The following is a 14,543-nucleotide window of genomic DNA, read 5'->3' as shown; positions in this document are numbered from 1 at the left end:
CTTTCATTTATTCGCATGACCAAATTCGCTTTTGTTTTTCCGGGGCAGGGTTCTCAAGCCGTCGGCATGCTGAACGGCTTTGCCGGCAATGCAGTCGTTGACCAAACTGTTGCAGAAGCCTCCGATGCCCTGCAACTGGACATCGGCAAACTGATCGCCGATGGCCCCAAGGAAGATCTCGACCTGACAACCAATACCCAGCCGGTCATGCTTACCGCCGCGGTAGCCATGTATCGCGCATGGATTGCTGCCGGAGGCAAGGTTCCGGCGATCGTCGCCGGCCATAGTCTCGGAGAATATTCCGCGCTCGTTGCTGCCGGCGCGATCGCTTTCCGCGATGCCGTTCCGCTCGTCCGCTACCGCGCGCAAGCCATGCAGGAAGCCGTGCCCGTCGGGCAAGGTGGAATGGCAGCCATTCTTGGCTTGTCCGACGATGACGTCCGGGCCGCTTGCCAGGAAGCCGCGCAGGGTCAGGTTGTCGAGGCGGTCAACTTCAACGCACCTGCGCAAGTCGTGATCGCCGGACACAAAGCCGCAGTGGAGCGCGCATGCGAAGCGGCAAAGGCCAAGGGTGCCAAGCGAGCATTGCCACTGCCGGTTTCGGCACCATTCCATTCTTCGCTGTTGAAACCGGCATCGGATCGCCTGCGCGAATACATGGAGCCGCTGAGCTTTTCCACGCCGCTTATCCCGCTGATCAACAATGTTGACGTGGCCATCGTAAGCGACCCGGCGGCGATCAAGGATGCTCTTGTCAGGCAGGCTGCAAGTCCGGTGCGCTGGGTGGAAAGCGTTCAGAAAATGGCTGCAGAAGGAGTAAGCCATGTCATTGAATGCGGACCAGGCAAAGTCCTTGCGGGACTGACGAAGCGCATCAATAGCGAATTGATTGGTGACGCCATCACTGATCAAGCCTCTCTCGAAAAAATGCTGGAGTTGTTCAATTGAATCTAAGCAATCAAGTTGCCTTGGTGACAGGCGCATCAAGGGGTATCGGTCGTGCGATCGCCTTGGAACTCGCCAGCCAAGGGGCAAAGGTGATCGGGACGGCCACATCTGAAACCGGTGCGGCCGCCATTACAGAGTATCTGGCCGCCGCGAAGGCTGATTCAGGAAAAGGTGTCGTCCTCAATGTCACCGATGCCGAGCGTTGTAGTGCCGTCATTGATGAAGTTCAGAAGGAATTTGGCAGCGTTTCCATTCTTGTGAATAACGCCGGCATCACCCAGGATCAGCTTGCGATGCGGATGAAGGATGAGGAATGGGATGCAGTCATTGCGACCAATCTGACCGCAGTCGGCCGGTTGTCCCGCCTGGTGCTGCGGGGCATGATGAAAGCCCGCAACGGCCGGATCATCAACATCACTTCCGTTGTCGGTTCCGCGGGCAATGCCGGGCAGATGAATTATGCGGCCGCCAAGGCCGGTGTGGCCGGCATGAGCCGCGCATTGGCACGCGAGATCGGCAGTCGCAATATCACGGTCAATTGTATTGCGCCGGGATTTATCGATACCGACATGACACGTGAACTCGGCGAGCAGCAGGTGGCAGCACTGATGCAGCAAATTCCCTTGGCCCGTTTCGGTCAACCCGAGGATATCGCGGCGGCGGTTGCATTTCTTGCCTCGCCGCAAGCAGGCTACATCACTGGTACCACACTGCACGTCAATGGCGGCATGTACATGAGCTGACAAGCGTATTGAAGACAATTGGCCGACGTTGGCAGCTTGATCAAAACAAAAGCCAAAAATGAATTTTCGTTGCGCAAACCTGATAAAATGCGCGCACTTTCTGTAACCCACTGGAGGGATAATATGTCCGATATCGAACAACGCGTTAAGAAGATCGTCGCTGAGCAACTTGGCGTCGCTGAAGCAGACATCAAGAATGAATCGTCCTTCGTCGACGATCTTGGCGCCGACTCCCTTGATACCGTTGAGCTTGTGATGGCACTCGAAGACGAATTCGAAATGGAGATCCCGGATGAGCAAGCCGAAAAGATCACCACCGTGCAGCAAGCAATCGATTATGCCAAGGCACACGTCAAGGCTTAATGTCGTTCAGTTTGATTCCAGGAGAACCGCTTGAGCCGCTCACGTGAACGTCGCGTCGTAGTGACCGGCCTCGGCTGTGTTTCCCCCGTTGGCAATACGATTGCCGATGCGTGGGCAGCCCTGACCGCAGGCAGATCAGGTATTGCGACCATTACTAAATTCGACGCCACGCCTTTCTCAACGCGCTTTGCGGGTGAAGTTAAGGGCTTCAATATCGAGGATTACATCCCCGGTAAGGAAGCGCGCCACATGGATACATTTATCCACTATGGGATGGCCGCGGGAATCCAGGCGATCCAGGATAGCGGATTGACCGTCACCGAGGAGAACGCTGAAAAAATAGGCGTGATTGTCGGATCGGGTATCGGTGGCCTGCCAATGATCGAAGAGACGCACGCGGAACTGACAAATCGCGGACCGCGCAGGATCAGTCCGTTTTTCGTTCCGGCGTCAATCATCAACATGATTTCCGGGCATCTGTCGATCAAATATGGCTTCAAGGGGCCAAATATTGCGATCGTCACTGCTTGTACTACCGGTCTGCACTGTATCGGAGCAGCTGCTCGCATGATTGAATACGGTGATGCAGACGTCATGATCGCGGGCGGTGCGGAATCTACGGTTTCGCCACTCGGTGTCGGCGGCTTCGCAGCGGCTCGTGCCCTGTCAGCTCGCAATGATGATCCGGCGACTGCATCCCGTCCCTGGGACAAGGATCGCGACGGTTTCGTGCTCGGTGAGGGGGCCGGTGTCATGGTCCTCGAAGAATACGAGCATGCCAAGGCGCGCGGAGCGAAAATCTATGCCGAAGTGCTTGGTTTCGGCATGAGTGCAGATGCACATCACATGACGGCACCGTTGGAGGATGGGGATGGCGCCCGGCGATGCATGATCTCGGCAATGTCGAATGCCGGTATCAATGCTGATCAAGTCGATTATGTGAATGCACATGGCACCTCTACGCCATTGGGCGACATAGCCGAGACGGTCGCCATCAAACGCGCGTTAGGGGATCATGCGAAAAGCATCGTCGTCAATTCGACGAAGTCGATGACGGGCCATTTGCTTGGCGGCGCGGGCGGTCTCGAATCCGTCTTTACGGTATTGGCCATTCATCACCAGATATCGCCGCCGACCATCAATATCTTCAACCAGGATCCGGCATGCGATCTGGATTACTGCGCTAACACAGCGCGTAACATGCCTATCAATATCGCCGTCAAAAACTCGTTTGGATTCGGCGGTACGAACGGTACTTTGGTGTTCGGTAAAGTCTAGCGTATCCGTTTCATCAGTCTCTCTCCTATGGATTCATTCCCATACGGGAGAGACTGACAGTCCTCCTATTCGTTGCCATGTCAATCGCGGTATCGGCAATCGTCAAGCCCTCTCGAATTCTCGCTGCAATGATGCTGGCCATGGCATCACTTACCTCGACAGTAGGTATTCTTATCGGCCTTGGCGCGATCGGCGAGATGGTGTTCCTGCTTCGCCTCGCTATCAGCGCATCGATTCTTATCCTCTCATTTTTTGGGTTTTATCATGGCATGCAGAGGAGAAAACCCATACAACTTGATATCTCCGGCATAGGTCAAGTTCGAGTTGCAGAGCGGTCCATCATCGTCAGCTCTTGCAGAGAGTCGAAGAGGACGCATGTAGCTCCATACGGGGAAGAAGTCCGGCTACTCCCGGGGTCAACGCTCTGGCCGCTGATGCTTCTGCTGCAGTTTGAGGATGCAAATGGAAGGCGCATCACCGTGCCGATTCTGCGCGATAGCGTCTCGCAGGATGGTTTTCGGGCGCTCTCAGTGGCCTGTAGATGGATTACCGCTAATGAAGTGCGATCCAAAGCAAATCATTAACTTGTAAATAGCGCTAAATTTACTGTGCAGTACATTGAACCAATTACATTTCTTCCAGTCAACTACACAGGCGCGTGAATGTTGCAATGAAACAAGGGAACGGGGATTGACGACAGAACGCGATATTGATCAACTGCTTGTCGAACGCGTACAGCGCGGCGACAAGAAGGCATTCGAGCTTCTGGTAAGCAAATACCAGCGCAAACTCATGCGCTTGGTATCCCGGCTGGTCCGGGATCAGGCAGAGGCCGAGGATGTCGTTCAGGAAGCTTTTATAAAAGCATACAGGGCGTTGCCCCAGTTCAGGGGTGACTCTGCGTTTTACACATGGTTATATCGGATAGGTATCAACACCGCAAAAAATTACCTTGTGACGCAGGGCCGGCGCGCACCTACTTCAACGGAGGCGGATGCTGAAGAGGCAGAAACTTTTGATGACGGAGAGCATCTTAGGGACATCAATACGCCCGAATCGATGTTGGCAACAAAACAGATAGCGGAAACCGTGAATGTTGCAATGGATGCTCTTCCTGATGAGTTACGCATAGCAATTACATTGCGCGAAATAGAGGGGTTGAGCTACGATGAAATTGCGGAGGCAATGGGCTGTCCGATAGGTACTGTGCGAAGCCGGATATTCCGTGCTCGTGAAGCCATTGCCGAAAAATTAAGACCGCTATTGGGAACTGCGATCGACAAGCGCTGGTAGTAGCAGGGGAACATAACAAGTTTGAATATACAGGGTGTGGCGCAGCCTGAACGGGGTAAGGATGAATACCAAAATAACGAAGCAGGAGCAGATTTCGGCAATGGCCGACGGGGAGATTTCTGCTGAGCAGCTTGATGAACTGTTGGCTTCGCTGCGCAATGAAGATGCCCAGAATGACTGGAAGCTCTATCACCAGATTGGGGATTTGTTGCGCTCGGATGACATGAATTTTCATTTGAGCGCTAGCTTCTCCGAACGGATGGCGGCTCGCCTGGATGCTGAACCGGTAGTCATTGCTCCGGCTGTAAGCAAGGAATCTACTCGCGTTGCCGCCTGCATTGCCCACGATCAAGAGTGCCAACACGGTACGGGGGCCGCCAAGACTGCGGCGAAACGTTGGGCCATTCCGGGGATGGCGGCCGCAGCGGCCATGGCCGCTGTTGCTTTTGTTGCTACGCCTCAACTCATGGTCGCATTCAAAGGCAAGGACGCAAGTGAGCCTGCCTCCATTTCGGTCGCTGGCAACACGGCGGCGACTGCTGGCGACAGGGGCTCCTCTCAAGAGACGGTATTGGCTGCTTCCGCCTCCGGGGAAGTTGTTGTTCGGGATCCGCATATCGACGACTATCTCTTTGCCCACCAGCGTTATTCGCCTTCTGTTTATAGCACTGCGCAATATGCGCGATCAGCTACTTTTGCAACCGAATCCACTAAATAATTTTTATGCGGCAAACACACGCGTTATTTAAGTTTGTCGTTGCTATCTCGATTCTCTTTACGTTTCCAGCTTCGGCTGAAAACACTGATTCGTTATCCGACAGAAGAGATGCTCAATCCTGGTTGAGAAAAATCCAGTCGGCAGCGCAAAAACTTAACTACTCCGGGACCTTCGTCTATCAACAGGGCAATCAGATGCGGACCTCCCGCATCACGCATTTGCTTGACGGACGCAACGAAATTGAAAAGCTTGAGATCCTGGATGGCAAGCCTCGTGAATACATACGTAATAACGAGGAGGTTATATGTTATGTGCCCGACGCGAAAACCCTGTTGGTGGAGAAGCGGGTAACGCATGACATATTTCCCGCCATTCTTTCTAACAATGCAACCGAACTGACTGAGCATTACAACGTGCGCAAGGAAGAAAGCGGACGCATTGCCGGGCATGACTGCCAGGCAATATCTCTCCAGCCAAAAGATGGACTGCGCTATGGCTATAAGCTTTGGGCGGAAAAGGGAAGCGGCCTGTTATTGCGGGCGCAGACCCTCAATGAAAAAAACGAAGTCGTCGAACAGATTTCGTTCACTCAGATATCCATAGGAAATATTGAGCGACATCGCGTCAAGCCGAGCTATACCAATACCAATGGATGGAAGGTGGAAAGCTCCACCATGAGTCAAGTAAATTTGTCGGGCTGGTCGGTTAAGGCCTTGCCAAAAGGCTTCAAGAAAATTCGCGAAGTCAAGCGCTTGGTTTCCGATACGACTTCATTGGCAGGTCAGGGGAATCAGCGCGAAGTTTCCCAGATTGTTTTTTCAGATGGGCTTGCGGCGATATCTGTATTCATCGAGCCTGAATCGCAAAGTCGTACTGAAGGATCGATTCAGCAAGGGGCAACAAACATAGTAGGAAAGCGTCAGGGAGACTTTTGGCTTACTATTGTGGGAGAAGTGCCCTCTGCCGCGATCCGGCAAGTGGCCAATTCCATTGAGTTCAAACCGAAATAGTAGAAAAACAGGTTTCCATGAAAACAGTCTTCCTTGCTCGTTCTGCCCTGTTGAGCATGCTGTTAAGCGTTGCTGGCGCGGCCCTTCCCACATTGGCAGGTCTGGCTCCAGCGCAGGCACAGACGGCGCCGGTTGCAGCATTGCCGGATTTTGCCGATCTTGCTGAAAAGACTGGTCCTGCAGTCGTCAATATAAGAACAACTGAACGCGTCAAGCCCGGTCAGGGCGGTACAGGAGTACCAGGGGCCGAAGACGAGGAAATGCAGGAATTCTTCCGAAAGTTCTTTGGCGTGCCGATGCCTCGACAGCCGCAACCGGAACGTGCCCCGCGCAATGGACGCAAGCAGTCGCCACAGCAGGAAGAAGAGGTGCCGAGAGGTGTTGGTTCCGGTTTCATCATTTCTGCTGACGGGTTTGTGCTGACAAACGCACACGTCGTTGAAGGCGCCGATGAGGTCTATGTCACATTGACTGACAAGCGTGAATTCAAGGCGAAGATCATTGGGGTGGACAAGCGTACGGATGTCGCTGTCGTCAAGATTGAAGGCAATAACCTGCCGAGGCTGCCGATTGGAGACCCCAGCAAACTGCGGGTTGGCGAATGGGTGATCGCGATCGGTTCACCGTTCGGACTCGATAATACGGTGACATCCGGCATTATCTCGGCCAAAGCTCGTGATACGGGTGATTACCTGCCTCTGATTCAGACCGATGTGGCGGTAAACCCCGGTAATTCCGGTGGACCGCTCATCAACTTGCGCGGTGAAGTGGTCGGTATCAATTCTCAGATATATAGCAGATCCGGCGGGTACATGGGCATCTCGTTCGCAGTCCCGATCGATGAGGCGATGCGAGTCGCAGAACAACTGCGCGTCAGCGGTCGTGTAACGCGGGGGCGTATCGGTGTTCAGATCGGAGAGGTCACAAAGGATGTCGCCGAGTCGCTGGGATTGCAGCGTGCGCAAGGCGCCTTGATCCAGCGGGTCGAACCTGGCGGTCCCGCCGAGAAGGGTGGTCTGGAAGCTGGCGACATTATCTTGAGATTCAACGGGACGTCTATCGAGAAATCCTCAGACTTGCCGCGCATTGTCGGTGCGACCAAGCCAGGAACGCGATCGACGCTGACGATCTGGCGTAAAGGGTCAAACAAGGATGTGAGTTTGACAGTGGCCGAACTCGAGCCGGAAAAAGTCGCCAAGAAAGAGGAGCGCAAACCTAAACCTGAGCAGGCCCCGAATGCGCTGGGCCTGGTGGTCACAGATCTGTCAGAAGCCCAGAAGAAAGAGTTGAAACTGGATGGCGGTGCAGTAGTGGAGAATGTCGAGGGGGCTGCTTCGCGTGCGGGTCTGCGCGCCGGCGACATCATTCTGCGACTGAATAATAATGATGTTAAGGATGCAAAGCAGTTCAACGGCCTGGTGACAAAGCTGGAACCCAAAAAAACTGTTGTAGTCCTGGTTCGCCGGGGCGAGGCTTCGCAATTTGTTCCCATCCGTCCTAATGGGCAATAAGTCATTGGCCTCGCAGGGTCGCCGCTTCTCTAACGGTCCTGTGAGCGCCTGCCGATTGCACCATGCAGTCCAATCTGGTCTCGCCATTCCGGGCCGCGCATCAGCTGATTTGCGAATAAGGTGTAGCCGAGGTGCGGGCGTTGTCAGGTTCCGGGAGTTCCGAATGCAGAGTTCGGTATGCTCCCCCGACTCAACCCTGGGCGGTATCATTCCCAAAGGGGAGAAGGTATACTCCAAGTCATCGCGCGGTAACAATAGCCGGCTTGACAGCTATTGTTATTGCTCCCAGCTACCACTTGATGAACGAAGTCGTGGTCCACTTCACCTTATATTCCCGTTCCTATTGTCATTTGTGCGATGACATGCTGGAGGCCCTGCAGGCCCTTAGCAGCGAGTTTCCCTTTACGGTGGAAACGATCGACGTCGACTCTGACGAGACACTCTTGGCGCAATTTGACGAGCGCGTTCCTGTGCTCTTCGGCCGCAAGAATGACGAGAGTGCGGTTGAGTTGTGTAATTACTTTCTCAATGAGGCAAGGACGCGCGAGTTCCTGTCCAATGTGCGTTGACACACCCATAAGGGCCTAAGGCGTTAGATTTCAGGCGATTTTATGGGCTTTCCCTTCCGAAATCCGGTAGAATGCCGGGCATCGGATATCCTTCTGTCATAAGGCGCTCAACTGGGGCTTACCCCGCTCGGAGCGCCTTTTTTGTGGTTGCATCTTAGTTAATGGACAACATTCGCAATTTTTCCATCATCGCGCACATTGACCATGGAAAGTCGACCCTGGCCGATCGCATCATTCAGATCTGCGGCGGCTTGTCGGACCGTGAAATGGAAGCGCAGGTGCTGGACTCGATGGACCTCGAACGTGAGCGCGGCATTACCATCAAGGCGCAGACGGCAGCATTGTCTTACAAGGCGCGTGATGGCAAGACCTACAATCTCAATCTGATCGATACGCCGGGGCATGTCGACTTCAGCTATGAGGTCAGCCGTTCGCTGTCAGCTTGTGAAGGTGCCTTGCTGGTGGTTGACGCATCCCAGGGAGTTGAAGCCCAGACCGTTGCCAACTGCTATACCGCGCTTGACCTGAATGTCGAAGTCGTGCCGGTGCTTAACAAGATCGACTTGCCCTCGGCTGATCCTGACAACGCAATCGGCGAAATCGAAGACGTGATCGGCATCGATGCGCGGGATGCGGTGCGTTGTTCCGCAAAGACCGGCATGGGCGTTGAAGACGTGCTCGAATCCTTGATTGCCAAGGTTCCGGCCCCGAAGGGCGATCCTAACGCGCCATTGCAAGCGTTGATCATCGACTCCTGGTTCGACAACTATGTAGGCGTCGTGATGCTGGTCCGCATCGTCAATGGAACCCTGCGCCCCAAGGAAAAAATTTCCCTGATGGCGACCGGTGCCCAATACCTGACCGAAAACATCGGTGTCTTTACCCCGAAATCGCAAGCTAGGGAATCCCTGTCCGCTGGACAGGTCGGCTTCGTCATTGCAGGAATCAAGGAACTCAAGGCGGCGCGGGTAGGGGACACGATCACCCTTGCCGGCAAACCTGCATCTTCCGCGCTGCCTGGCTTCAAGGAAGTCCAGCCGCAGGTCTTTGCCGGTCTGTTCCCGGTCGAAGCGAACCAGTATGACGCGCTGCGTGACTCGCTGGAAAAGCTCAAGCTGAATGATGCTGCGTTGCAGTATGAGCCTGAAGTGTCGCAGGCACTGGGTTTTGGTTTCCGTTGCGGTTTCCTTGGCTTGCTGCATATGGAAATCGTGCAGGAACGCCTTGAGCGCGAATTCGACATGGATTTGATCACCACGGCTCCAACAGTGATCTACGAGGTCGTACAGCGCGATGGATCGCTCATTATGGTGGACAACCCATCCAAGATGCCGGACCCGTCCAAAATCGAGGAGGTTCGCGAGCCCATCGTCACAGTCAATCTGTACATGCCGCAGGAATATGTCGGTTCCGTAATCACCCTCTGCACTCAGAAGCGCGGCGTGCAAATCAACATGAGCTATCACGGGAAGCAGGTCATGCTGACCTATGAAATGCCCATGGCGGAAATTGTGCTGGATTTCTTCGACAAGCTGAAATCCACATCGCGCGGTTACGCTTCGATGGATTATGAATTCAAGGAATATCGCGCCGCCGATGTCGTAAAGGTCGACATGCTCATCAACAGTGAAAAGGTAGATGCGCTGGCGATTATCGTGCATCGCTCCAGCAGCCAGTACCGCGGGCGGGCGGTTGCGGCGAAGATGCGTGAACTCATCCCGCGCCAGATGTTCGACGTGGCGATTCAGGCCGCGATCGGCGCAAATATCATTGCGCGCGAAAACGTCAAGGCAATGCGGAAGAATGTGTTGGCAAAGTGCTATGGGGGCGATATTTCGCGTAAACGCAAACTGCTGGAAAAACAGAAAGCGGGCAAGAAACGAATGAAGCAGGTTGGCTCGGTGGAGGTGCCTCAGGAGGCATTCTTGGCGATTTTACAAGTGGAAGATAAATGAGTCTGCAATCGATTCTCGGAAACTTTGCACTAATTCTTTTTATTCTGACTATCGCCACGGGAATCATCTGGTTCCTGGATGTTTTTCACTTCTCCCGGCTCCGCCGTGCCAGGGCGAATCAGGCACTGGCCGAATTCGATGCGCGCCATGCAAAGCTCAGGGCCGATGGCATCAAGGTTGATGACAGCGGCCGCAGCCGCCTGGAAGCCGAGATCCTCAAGCAGCCAACCTGGATCGAATACTCGGGTAGTTTCTTCCCTGTTATTGCCCTCGTGTTTTTCCTCAGGTCATTTCTGTACGAGCCCTTCAAGATTCCATCCAGTTCCATGGTGCCGACGCTTGTTATCGGAGACCTGATCCTGGTGAACAAATTCACCTATGGTATCCGTTTGCCGATCATCAATAAAAAGATAGTGCAAATCAATGATCCGCAACGCGGCGACGTCATGGTCTTCAAGTTTCCGAAGGATCCTTCTCTGGATTACATCAAGCGTGTCGTTGGTGTGCCGGGGGATAAAATCACCTACAAAAACAAGCGCTTGGTGATCAATGGCAAGGAGCTTTCCTATCAGCCTCTTCCAGACTATCTGGATGAGGAGCACCTGAGCTATTCCAAGCAGTATCTTGAGAATATATCCGGCATAACGCACAAGATTCTCAATGATGAGCGTGCGCCTGCGTACGTGCAAAATCCCGATCCCTTCCCCATGCATGAGGCATGCAGTTATAACGTCGAGGGATTTACCTGTACAGTCCCTGCTGGACATTATTTCATGATGGGGGATAATCGGGATAATAGCCTTGATAGCCGGTATTGGGGGTTTGTGCCGGATCAGTACATCGTAGGCAAAGCGTTTTTTGTCTGGATGAACTTTGGAAACATCAAGCGCATCGGCGGTTTTCAATAAAAAGCATTAGGGGAGTAGTGAATGAATACGAGGTCGGCCACCAGGGCGTCGGGCTTGTCTCTAACAGGTTTTCTGTTTGTTATCGTGGTTGTTGCATTACTGGCAGTGTTGGGACTCAAAGTCGTACCGACTGTCGTCGAGTATAGTGCGATCAAGAAGGCAATCGCGAATGCGAAGAGCACAGGCACAACCGCTCGCGAAATCCAAGATTCTTTCGAGAAACAGCGTAGCGCTGGATATATTGAATCTGTAAGCGGCAAAGATCTTGAGATCGTCAAGACCGCGGAGGGCTTCGATGTTAGCGTGGCATATGAAAAGCGTATTCCGCTGGTAGGGCCGGCAAGTCTGGTAATTGATTATGTGGCAGCGACCGGCAAGGGCGCGGCTGGTAAACCTGGACAGTAAGAGCAAGAGGATTTGGGCGACGGAGAGAGATGGATTTCAAGTTATTGCAAGATAGGCTGGGGCATACGTTCAAGGATGCTGCGTTGTTGCAGCAAGCCTTGACGCATCGCAGCCACAGCAGCGTGCATAACGAAAGGCTGGAATTTCTTGGTGATTCCGTCCTGAATTGCGTCGTCGCCTCTCTTCTGTTCGAACGCTATGTGAAAATCGACGAGGGCGATCTGTCGCGCCTGCGTGCGAATCTGGTGAAGCAGCAATCGCTGTATGAAATTGCGCAGAGACTGGAATTGTCGCAGTTCCTGCGTCTTGGCGAGGGCGAACTGAAATCCGGCGGATTCCGGCGACCTTCCATTCTGGCTGATACGCTGGAAGCCTTGTTCGGCGCAATTTTCCTGGACGGCGGTTTCAATGCTGCGCGCGATGTGATTCGCGCACTCTACATTCCGATTCTCGATACCGTCGACCCCAAGACGCTGGGCAAGGATGCCAAGACCTTGCTGCAGGAATATCTGCAAGGTAAAAAGATAGCATTGCCTCAGTACAATGTCGTGGCAACCCACGGCGCCGCGCATAATCAGGAATTCGAGGTGGAATGCCTGGTGCCCAAGCTCGACATTCAGGTGTTCGGTACCGGAGGCAGCCGCAGGGCAGGCGAACAGGCCGCCGCAAAGCTGGCGCTGGAAGCCGTTCAAAATGCGCTGCTCAAGAGCACCGGGGCGGCGCGCAAGACACGGCCTCGCGCCTCGCAGCTCAAGCTCGCAGGCATTGCGACGATTCAGTCCGAGACTTCGGCAACGGGAAGCGAAACTCCGGCACGCAAATCCGGCAGGGCTTCAGCAAAAACCACGGAACCGAAGACGGAAATTGATGATAGAACGATAGAGGGAAATCAGACCCGCCTCGACCTGAAGTCCGAGTCCGAGTCCGAGGCGGATGCGGATAGTCGGGTCGCAGAAAAATCACCGGCTCCCCCGGCTTCGGAAGATAAAGGCGCGTCTCCCTCGCCATCCCAGACAAAGACTGCATGACTTCTCCAGACGAATCTTCCGACTTCCGTTGCGGCTATATCGCCATCGTTGGTCGTCCCAATGTAGGGAAATCCACCCTGATGAACGCGCTGATCGGCGCAAAAGTCAGTATCACCTCGCGCAAGGCGCAAACGACTCGGCACAGAATTACCGGTATCCAGACCCATGACACGGCACAGTTCGTGTATATCGATACGCCCGGGTTTCAGACCAAGCACTCCAACGCTTTGAACAGAACACTGAACAGGACGGTGACTACGACGCTGACCGCCGCAGACGTGATCCTGTTCATTGTCGAGGCAGGCACATTTGATCATGCAGACAAGCAAGTGATCGAACTCCTGCCCAAGAATGTTCCCTGCATACTTGTCATCAACAAGTCCGATCGCATCAAGGACAAGGCCGTATTGATGCCGTTTGCTCAAAAGGTCGCTGCGGAACACGATTTCGCCCAAGTCGTTCCGGTCTCGGCGAAACAGCGGTTCCAGCTGGACCTGCTGGAAAAGGAAATAGCGAAGTACCTGCCGGCCAATCCCCCCATGTTCGGGCCTGATGACATCACCGATCGCAGCGAGAAATTCTTGGCTGCAGAAATTGTCCGGGAAAAGGTATTCCGCTTTGTTGGAGAAGAACTGCCCTATACCAGCACCGTACTGATAGAAAAATTTGAACAGGAAGGCAATCTCCGCAGAATTTTTGCGGCAATTCTTGTCGAACGGGATGGGCACAAGGCAATGGTAATTGGCCAAAAAGGCGCCAAGCTGAAAGAAATTTCAACCCAGTCCCGGCTGGATATGGAAAAACTGTTCGGCGGCCCCATCTATCTTGAAATATGGGTTAAGGTAAAGTCCGGTTGGGCAGACAACGAAGCCGGCCTGCGTGCATACGGATATGAATAGCCGGGTGACGCCGTCGCGCGACTGCCAGCCATAAAACGCAGATACGCTCGTGCCTCTCACACAAAACGAACCGTCTCCAATCTTAGAGTCTGCAGGTTTGTCTCAATCAGATCATGTGCAGCAAGGCCGGTCGGTCGCGCAAGCGCCGCGCCGCGCCGGCGGGGGCACGGTCAGCCGCAACAGACCCCATGAAAAGGAAATCCGGATTGCCGGCCAGCCTGCCTTTGTGCTGCACAGCTATCCCTATAAGGAAACAAGCCTCATCGTTGATGTATTCACTCGCGATTATGGCCGCGTCGCGCTGGTTGCCAAAGGCGCCAAGCGACCGCACTCCAAATTGCGCGGCGTCCTCCAGACCTTCCAGCCATTGTCGGTAGGCTGGACCGGCAAGGCGGAAATCAAGACGCTTACCGATGCCGAGTGGATAGGCGGCTTGTTGCCATTGGAAAGGTCGGCGCTGCTTTGCGGTTTCTATCTCAATGAGCTTTTGATGAAGCTGATGGCGCGGGACGATCCGCATCCCGCTTTGTTCGATCATTATGTTGCCACGCTGAACCAGTTGGCGCATGACGAGCCGCCTCCCATCGTTCTGCGCAAATTTGAACGCATGCTGTTGAAGGAAACCGGAGTCGGCGGTGACTTCAGCACGAGCGCTGAAACCGGCGAGGCGATTGTCATTTCCGATACCTATGTGGTTGACCCGGAGCAGGGACCGCGCACGCCCCGCGCTGAAGACACAGCGCCCCGTGTATCAGGCAAGACGCTGCTGGACATGGAGCGGGAAGATTATTCGGACAGCAATACGCAGTTGCAGAGCAAGTTCCTGATGCGCTTCCTGCTTGCGCACCACCTTGGCGGAGCGCCCCTCAACACGCGGCAAATTCTGTTAGATTTGATGCAATTATAGTTACGCCG

The 14,543-nt window shown here is 54.1% G+C and carries 16 protein-coding genes; all 16 read left to right on the top strand.

Going from position 1 to position 14,543, the window contains the following annotated elements:
• The first annotated feature begins 15 nt into the window (after positions 1-15).
• The 16 genes from fabD (at position 16) to recO (ending at position 14,535) form a co-directional block, all read left to right on the top strand.
• Complete coding sequence (fabD, locus tag FH061_RS09085) at positions 16-948, top strand: ACP S-malonyltransferase (protein ID WP_151635155.1); 933 nt, start codon at positions 16-18, stop codon at positions 946-948.
• The gene (gene fabG, locus FH061_RS09080) at positions 945-1,691 is read left to right on the top strand and encodes a 3-oxoacyl-ACP reductase FabG (protein ID WP_151635153.1); all 747 of its coding nucleotides are present in this window, start codon (positions 945-947) and stop codon (positions 1,689-1,691) included. The genes fabD and fabG overlap by 4 nt, the downstream gene beginning before the upstream one ends.
• 123 nt (positions 1,692-1,814) lie before the next feature.
• Positions 1,815-2,054: an acyl carrier protein gene (gene acpP / locus FH061_RS09075; RefSeq protein WP_040041346.1), complete on the top strand. Its 240-nt coding sequence runs from the start codon at positions 1,815-1,817 to the stop codon at positions 2,052-2,054.
• Between the two features lie 30 nt (positions 2,055-2,084).
• On the top strand, positions 2,085-3,332 hold the full coding sequence (fabF, locus tag FH061_RS09070) for a beta-ketoacyl-ACP synthase II (protein ID WP_151635151.1): 1,248 nt from the start codon (positions 2,085-2,087) through the stop codon (positions 3,330-3,332).
• A gap of 77 nt (positions 3,333-3,409) precedes the next feature.
• Positions 3,410-3,916, top strand: coding sequence for a protein YgfX (locus FH061_RS09065; RefSeq protein ID WP_318840972.1), 507 nt, complete (start codon positions 3,410-3,412; stop codon positions 3,914-3,916).
• 106 nt (positions 3,917-4,022) lie between these two features.
• Positions 4,023-4,625 carry an RNA polymerase sigma factor RpoE gene (gene rpoE / locus FH061_RS09060; protein WP_057293164.1) on the top strand — a complete coding sequence of 201 codons (603 nt, stop codon included), beginning with the start codon at positions 4,023-4,025 and terminating at the stop codon, positions 4,623-4,625.
• 61 nt (positions 4,626-4,686) lie between these two features.
• On the top strand, positions 4,687-5,343 hold the full coding sequence (locus FH061_RS09055) for a sigma-E factor negative regulatory protein (protein ID WP_151635148.1): 657 nt from the start codon (positions 4,687-4,689) through the stop codon (positions 5,341-5,343).
• 5 nt (positions 5,344-5,348) lie between these two features.
• Positions 5,349-6,353 (top strand): MucB/RseB C-terminal domain-containing protein, encoded by a 1,005-nt coding sequence (locus tag FH061_RS09050; protein WP_151635146.1) that lies wholly within the window; start codon positions 5,349-5,351, stop codon positions 6,351-6,353.
• A 17-nt stretch (positions 6,354-6,370) separates the two neighbouring features.
• On the top strand, positions 6,371-7,864 hold the full coding sequence (locus FH061_RS09045) for a DegQ family serine endoprotease (RefSeq protein ID WP_151635144.1): 1,494 nt from the start codon (positions 6,371-6,373) through the stop codon (positions 7,862-7,864).
• Positions 7,865-8,163: 299 nt separating this feature from the next.
• Positions 8,164-8,433 (top strand): glutaredoxin family protein, encoded by a 270-nt coding sequence (locus tag FH061_RS09040; protein WP_151635142.1) that lies wholly within the window; start codon positions 8,164-8,166, stop codon positions 8,431-8,433.
• 161 nt (positions 8,434-8,594) lie between these two features.
• The gene (lepA, locus tag FH061_RS09035) at positions 8,595-10,388 is read left to right on the top strand and encodes a translation elongation factor 4 (RefSeq protein ID WP_151635140.1); all 1,794 of its coding nucleotides are present in this window, start codon (positions 8,595-8,597) and stop codon (positions 10,386-10,388) included.
• On the top strand, positions 10,385-11,296 hold the full coding sequence (lepB, locus tag FH061_RS09030) for a signal peptidase I (protein WP_151635138.1): 912 nt from the start codon (positions 10,385-10,387) through the stop codon (positions 11,294-11,296). The genes lepA and lepB overlap by 4 nt, the downstream gene beginning before the upstream one ends.
• Before the next feature lie 21 nt (positions 11,297-11,317).
• Positions 11,318-11,701, top strand: a complete 384-nt coding sequence (locus FH061_RS09025; RefSeq protein ID WP_151635136.1) for a DUF4845 domain-containing protein — start codon at positions 11,318-11,320, stop codon at positions 11,699-11,701.
• Positions 11,702-11,730: 29 nt separating this feature from the next.
• Positions 11,731-12,729 (top strand): ribonuclease III, encoded by a 999-nt coding sequence (rnc, locus tag FH061_RS09020; RefSeq protein ID WP_151635134.1) that lies wholly within the window; start codon positions 11,731-11,733, stop codon positions 12,727-12,729.
• Positions 12,726-13,628, top strand: coding sequence for a GTPase Era (era, locus tag FH061_RS09015; protein WP_151635132.1), 903 nt, complete (start codon positions 12,726-12,728; stop codon positions 13,626-13,628). The genes rnc and era overlap by 4 nt, the downstream gene beginning before the upstream one ends.
• A 115-nt stretch (positions 13,629-13,743) precedes the next feature.
• The gene (gene recO / locus FH061_RS09010) at positions 13,744-14,535 is read left to right on the top strand and encodes a DNA repair protein RecO (RefSeq protein ID WP_225984562.1); all 792 of its coding nucleotides are present in this window, start codon (positions 13,744-13,746) and stop codon (positions 14,533-14,535) included.
• Positions 14,536-14,543 lie beyond the last annotated feature (8 nt).

This window comes from Noviherbaspirillum aerium, assembly GCF_008929045.1.
Lineage (GTDB): Bacteria > Pseudomonadota > Gammaproteobacteria > Burkholderiales > Burkholderiaceae_D > Noviherbaspirillum > Noviherbaspirillum aerium.
This window is presented reverse-complemented; position numbering and strand designations above follow the sequence as displayed.

Coding starts and splice junctions, on each gene's coding strand:
- FH061_RS09050 (WP_151635146.1), top strand. CDS start 5,349: ATGCGGCAAACACACGCGTTATTTAAGTTTGTCGTTGCTATCTCGATT.
- FH061_RS09045 (WP_151635144.1), top strand. CDS start 6,371: ATGAAAACAGTCTTCCTTGCTCGTTCTGCCCTGTTGAGCATGCTGTTA.
- acpP (WP_040041346.1), top strand. CDS start 1,815: ATGTCCGATATCGAACAACGCGTTAAGAAGATCGTCGCTGAGCAACTT.
- FH061_RS09055 (WP_151635148.1), top strand. CDS start 4,687: ATGAATACCAAAATAACGAAGCAGGAGCAGATTTCGGCAATGGCCGAC.
- FH061_RS09040 (WP_151635142.1), top strand. CDS start 8,164: ATGAACGAAGTCGTGGTCCACTTCACCTTATATTCCCGTTCCTATTGT.
- FH061_RS09065 (WP_318840972.1), top strand. CDS start 3,410: ATGTCAATCGCGGTATCGGCAATCGTCAAGCCCTCTCGAATTCTCGCT.
- lepB (WP_151635138.1), top strand. CDS start 10,385: ATGAGTCTGCAATCGATTCTCGGAAACTTTGCACTAATTCTTTTTATT.
- era (WP_151635132.1), top strand. CDS start 12,726: ATGACTTCTCCAGACGAATCTTCCGACTTCCGTTGCGGCTATATCGCC.
- fabD (WP_151635155.1), top strand. CDS start 16: ATGACCAAATTCGCTTTTGTTTTTCCGGGGCAGGGTTCTCAAGCCGTC.
- rnc (WP_151635134.1), top strand. CDS start 11,731: ATGGATTTCAAGTTATTGCAAGATAGGCTGGGGCATACGTTCAAGGAT.
- FH061_RS09025 (WP_151635136.1), top strand. CDS start 11,318: ATGAATACGAGGTCGGCCACCAGGGCGTCGGGCTTGTCTCTAACAGGT.
- lepA (WP_151635140.1), top strand. CDS start 8,595: ATGGACAACATTCGCAATTTTTCCATCATCGCGCACATTGACCATGGA.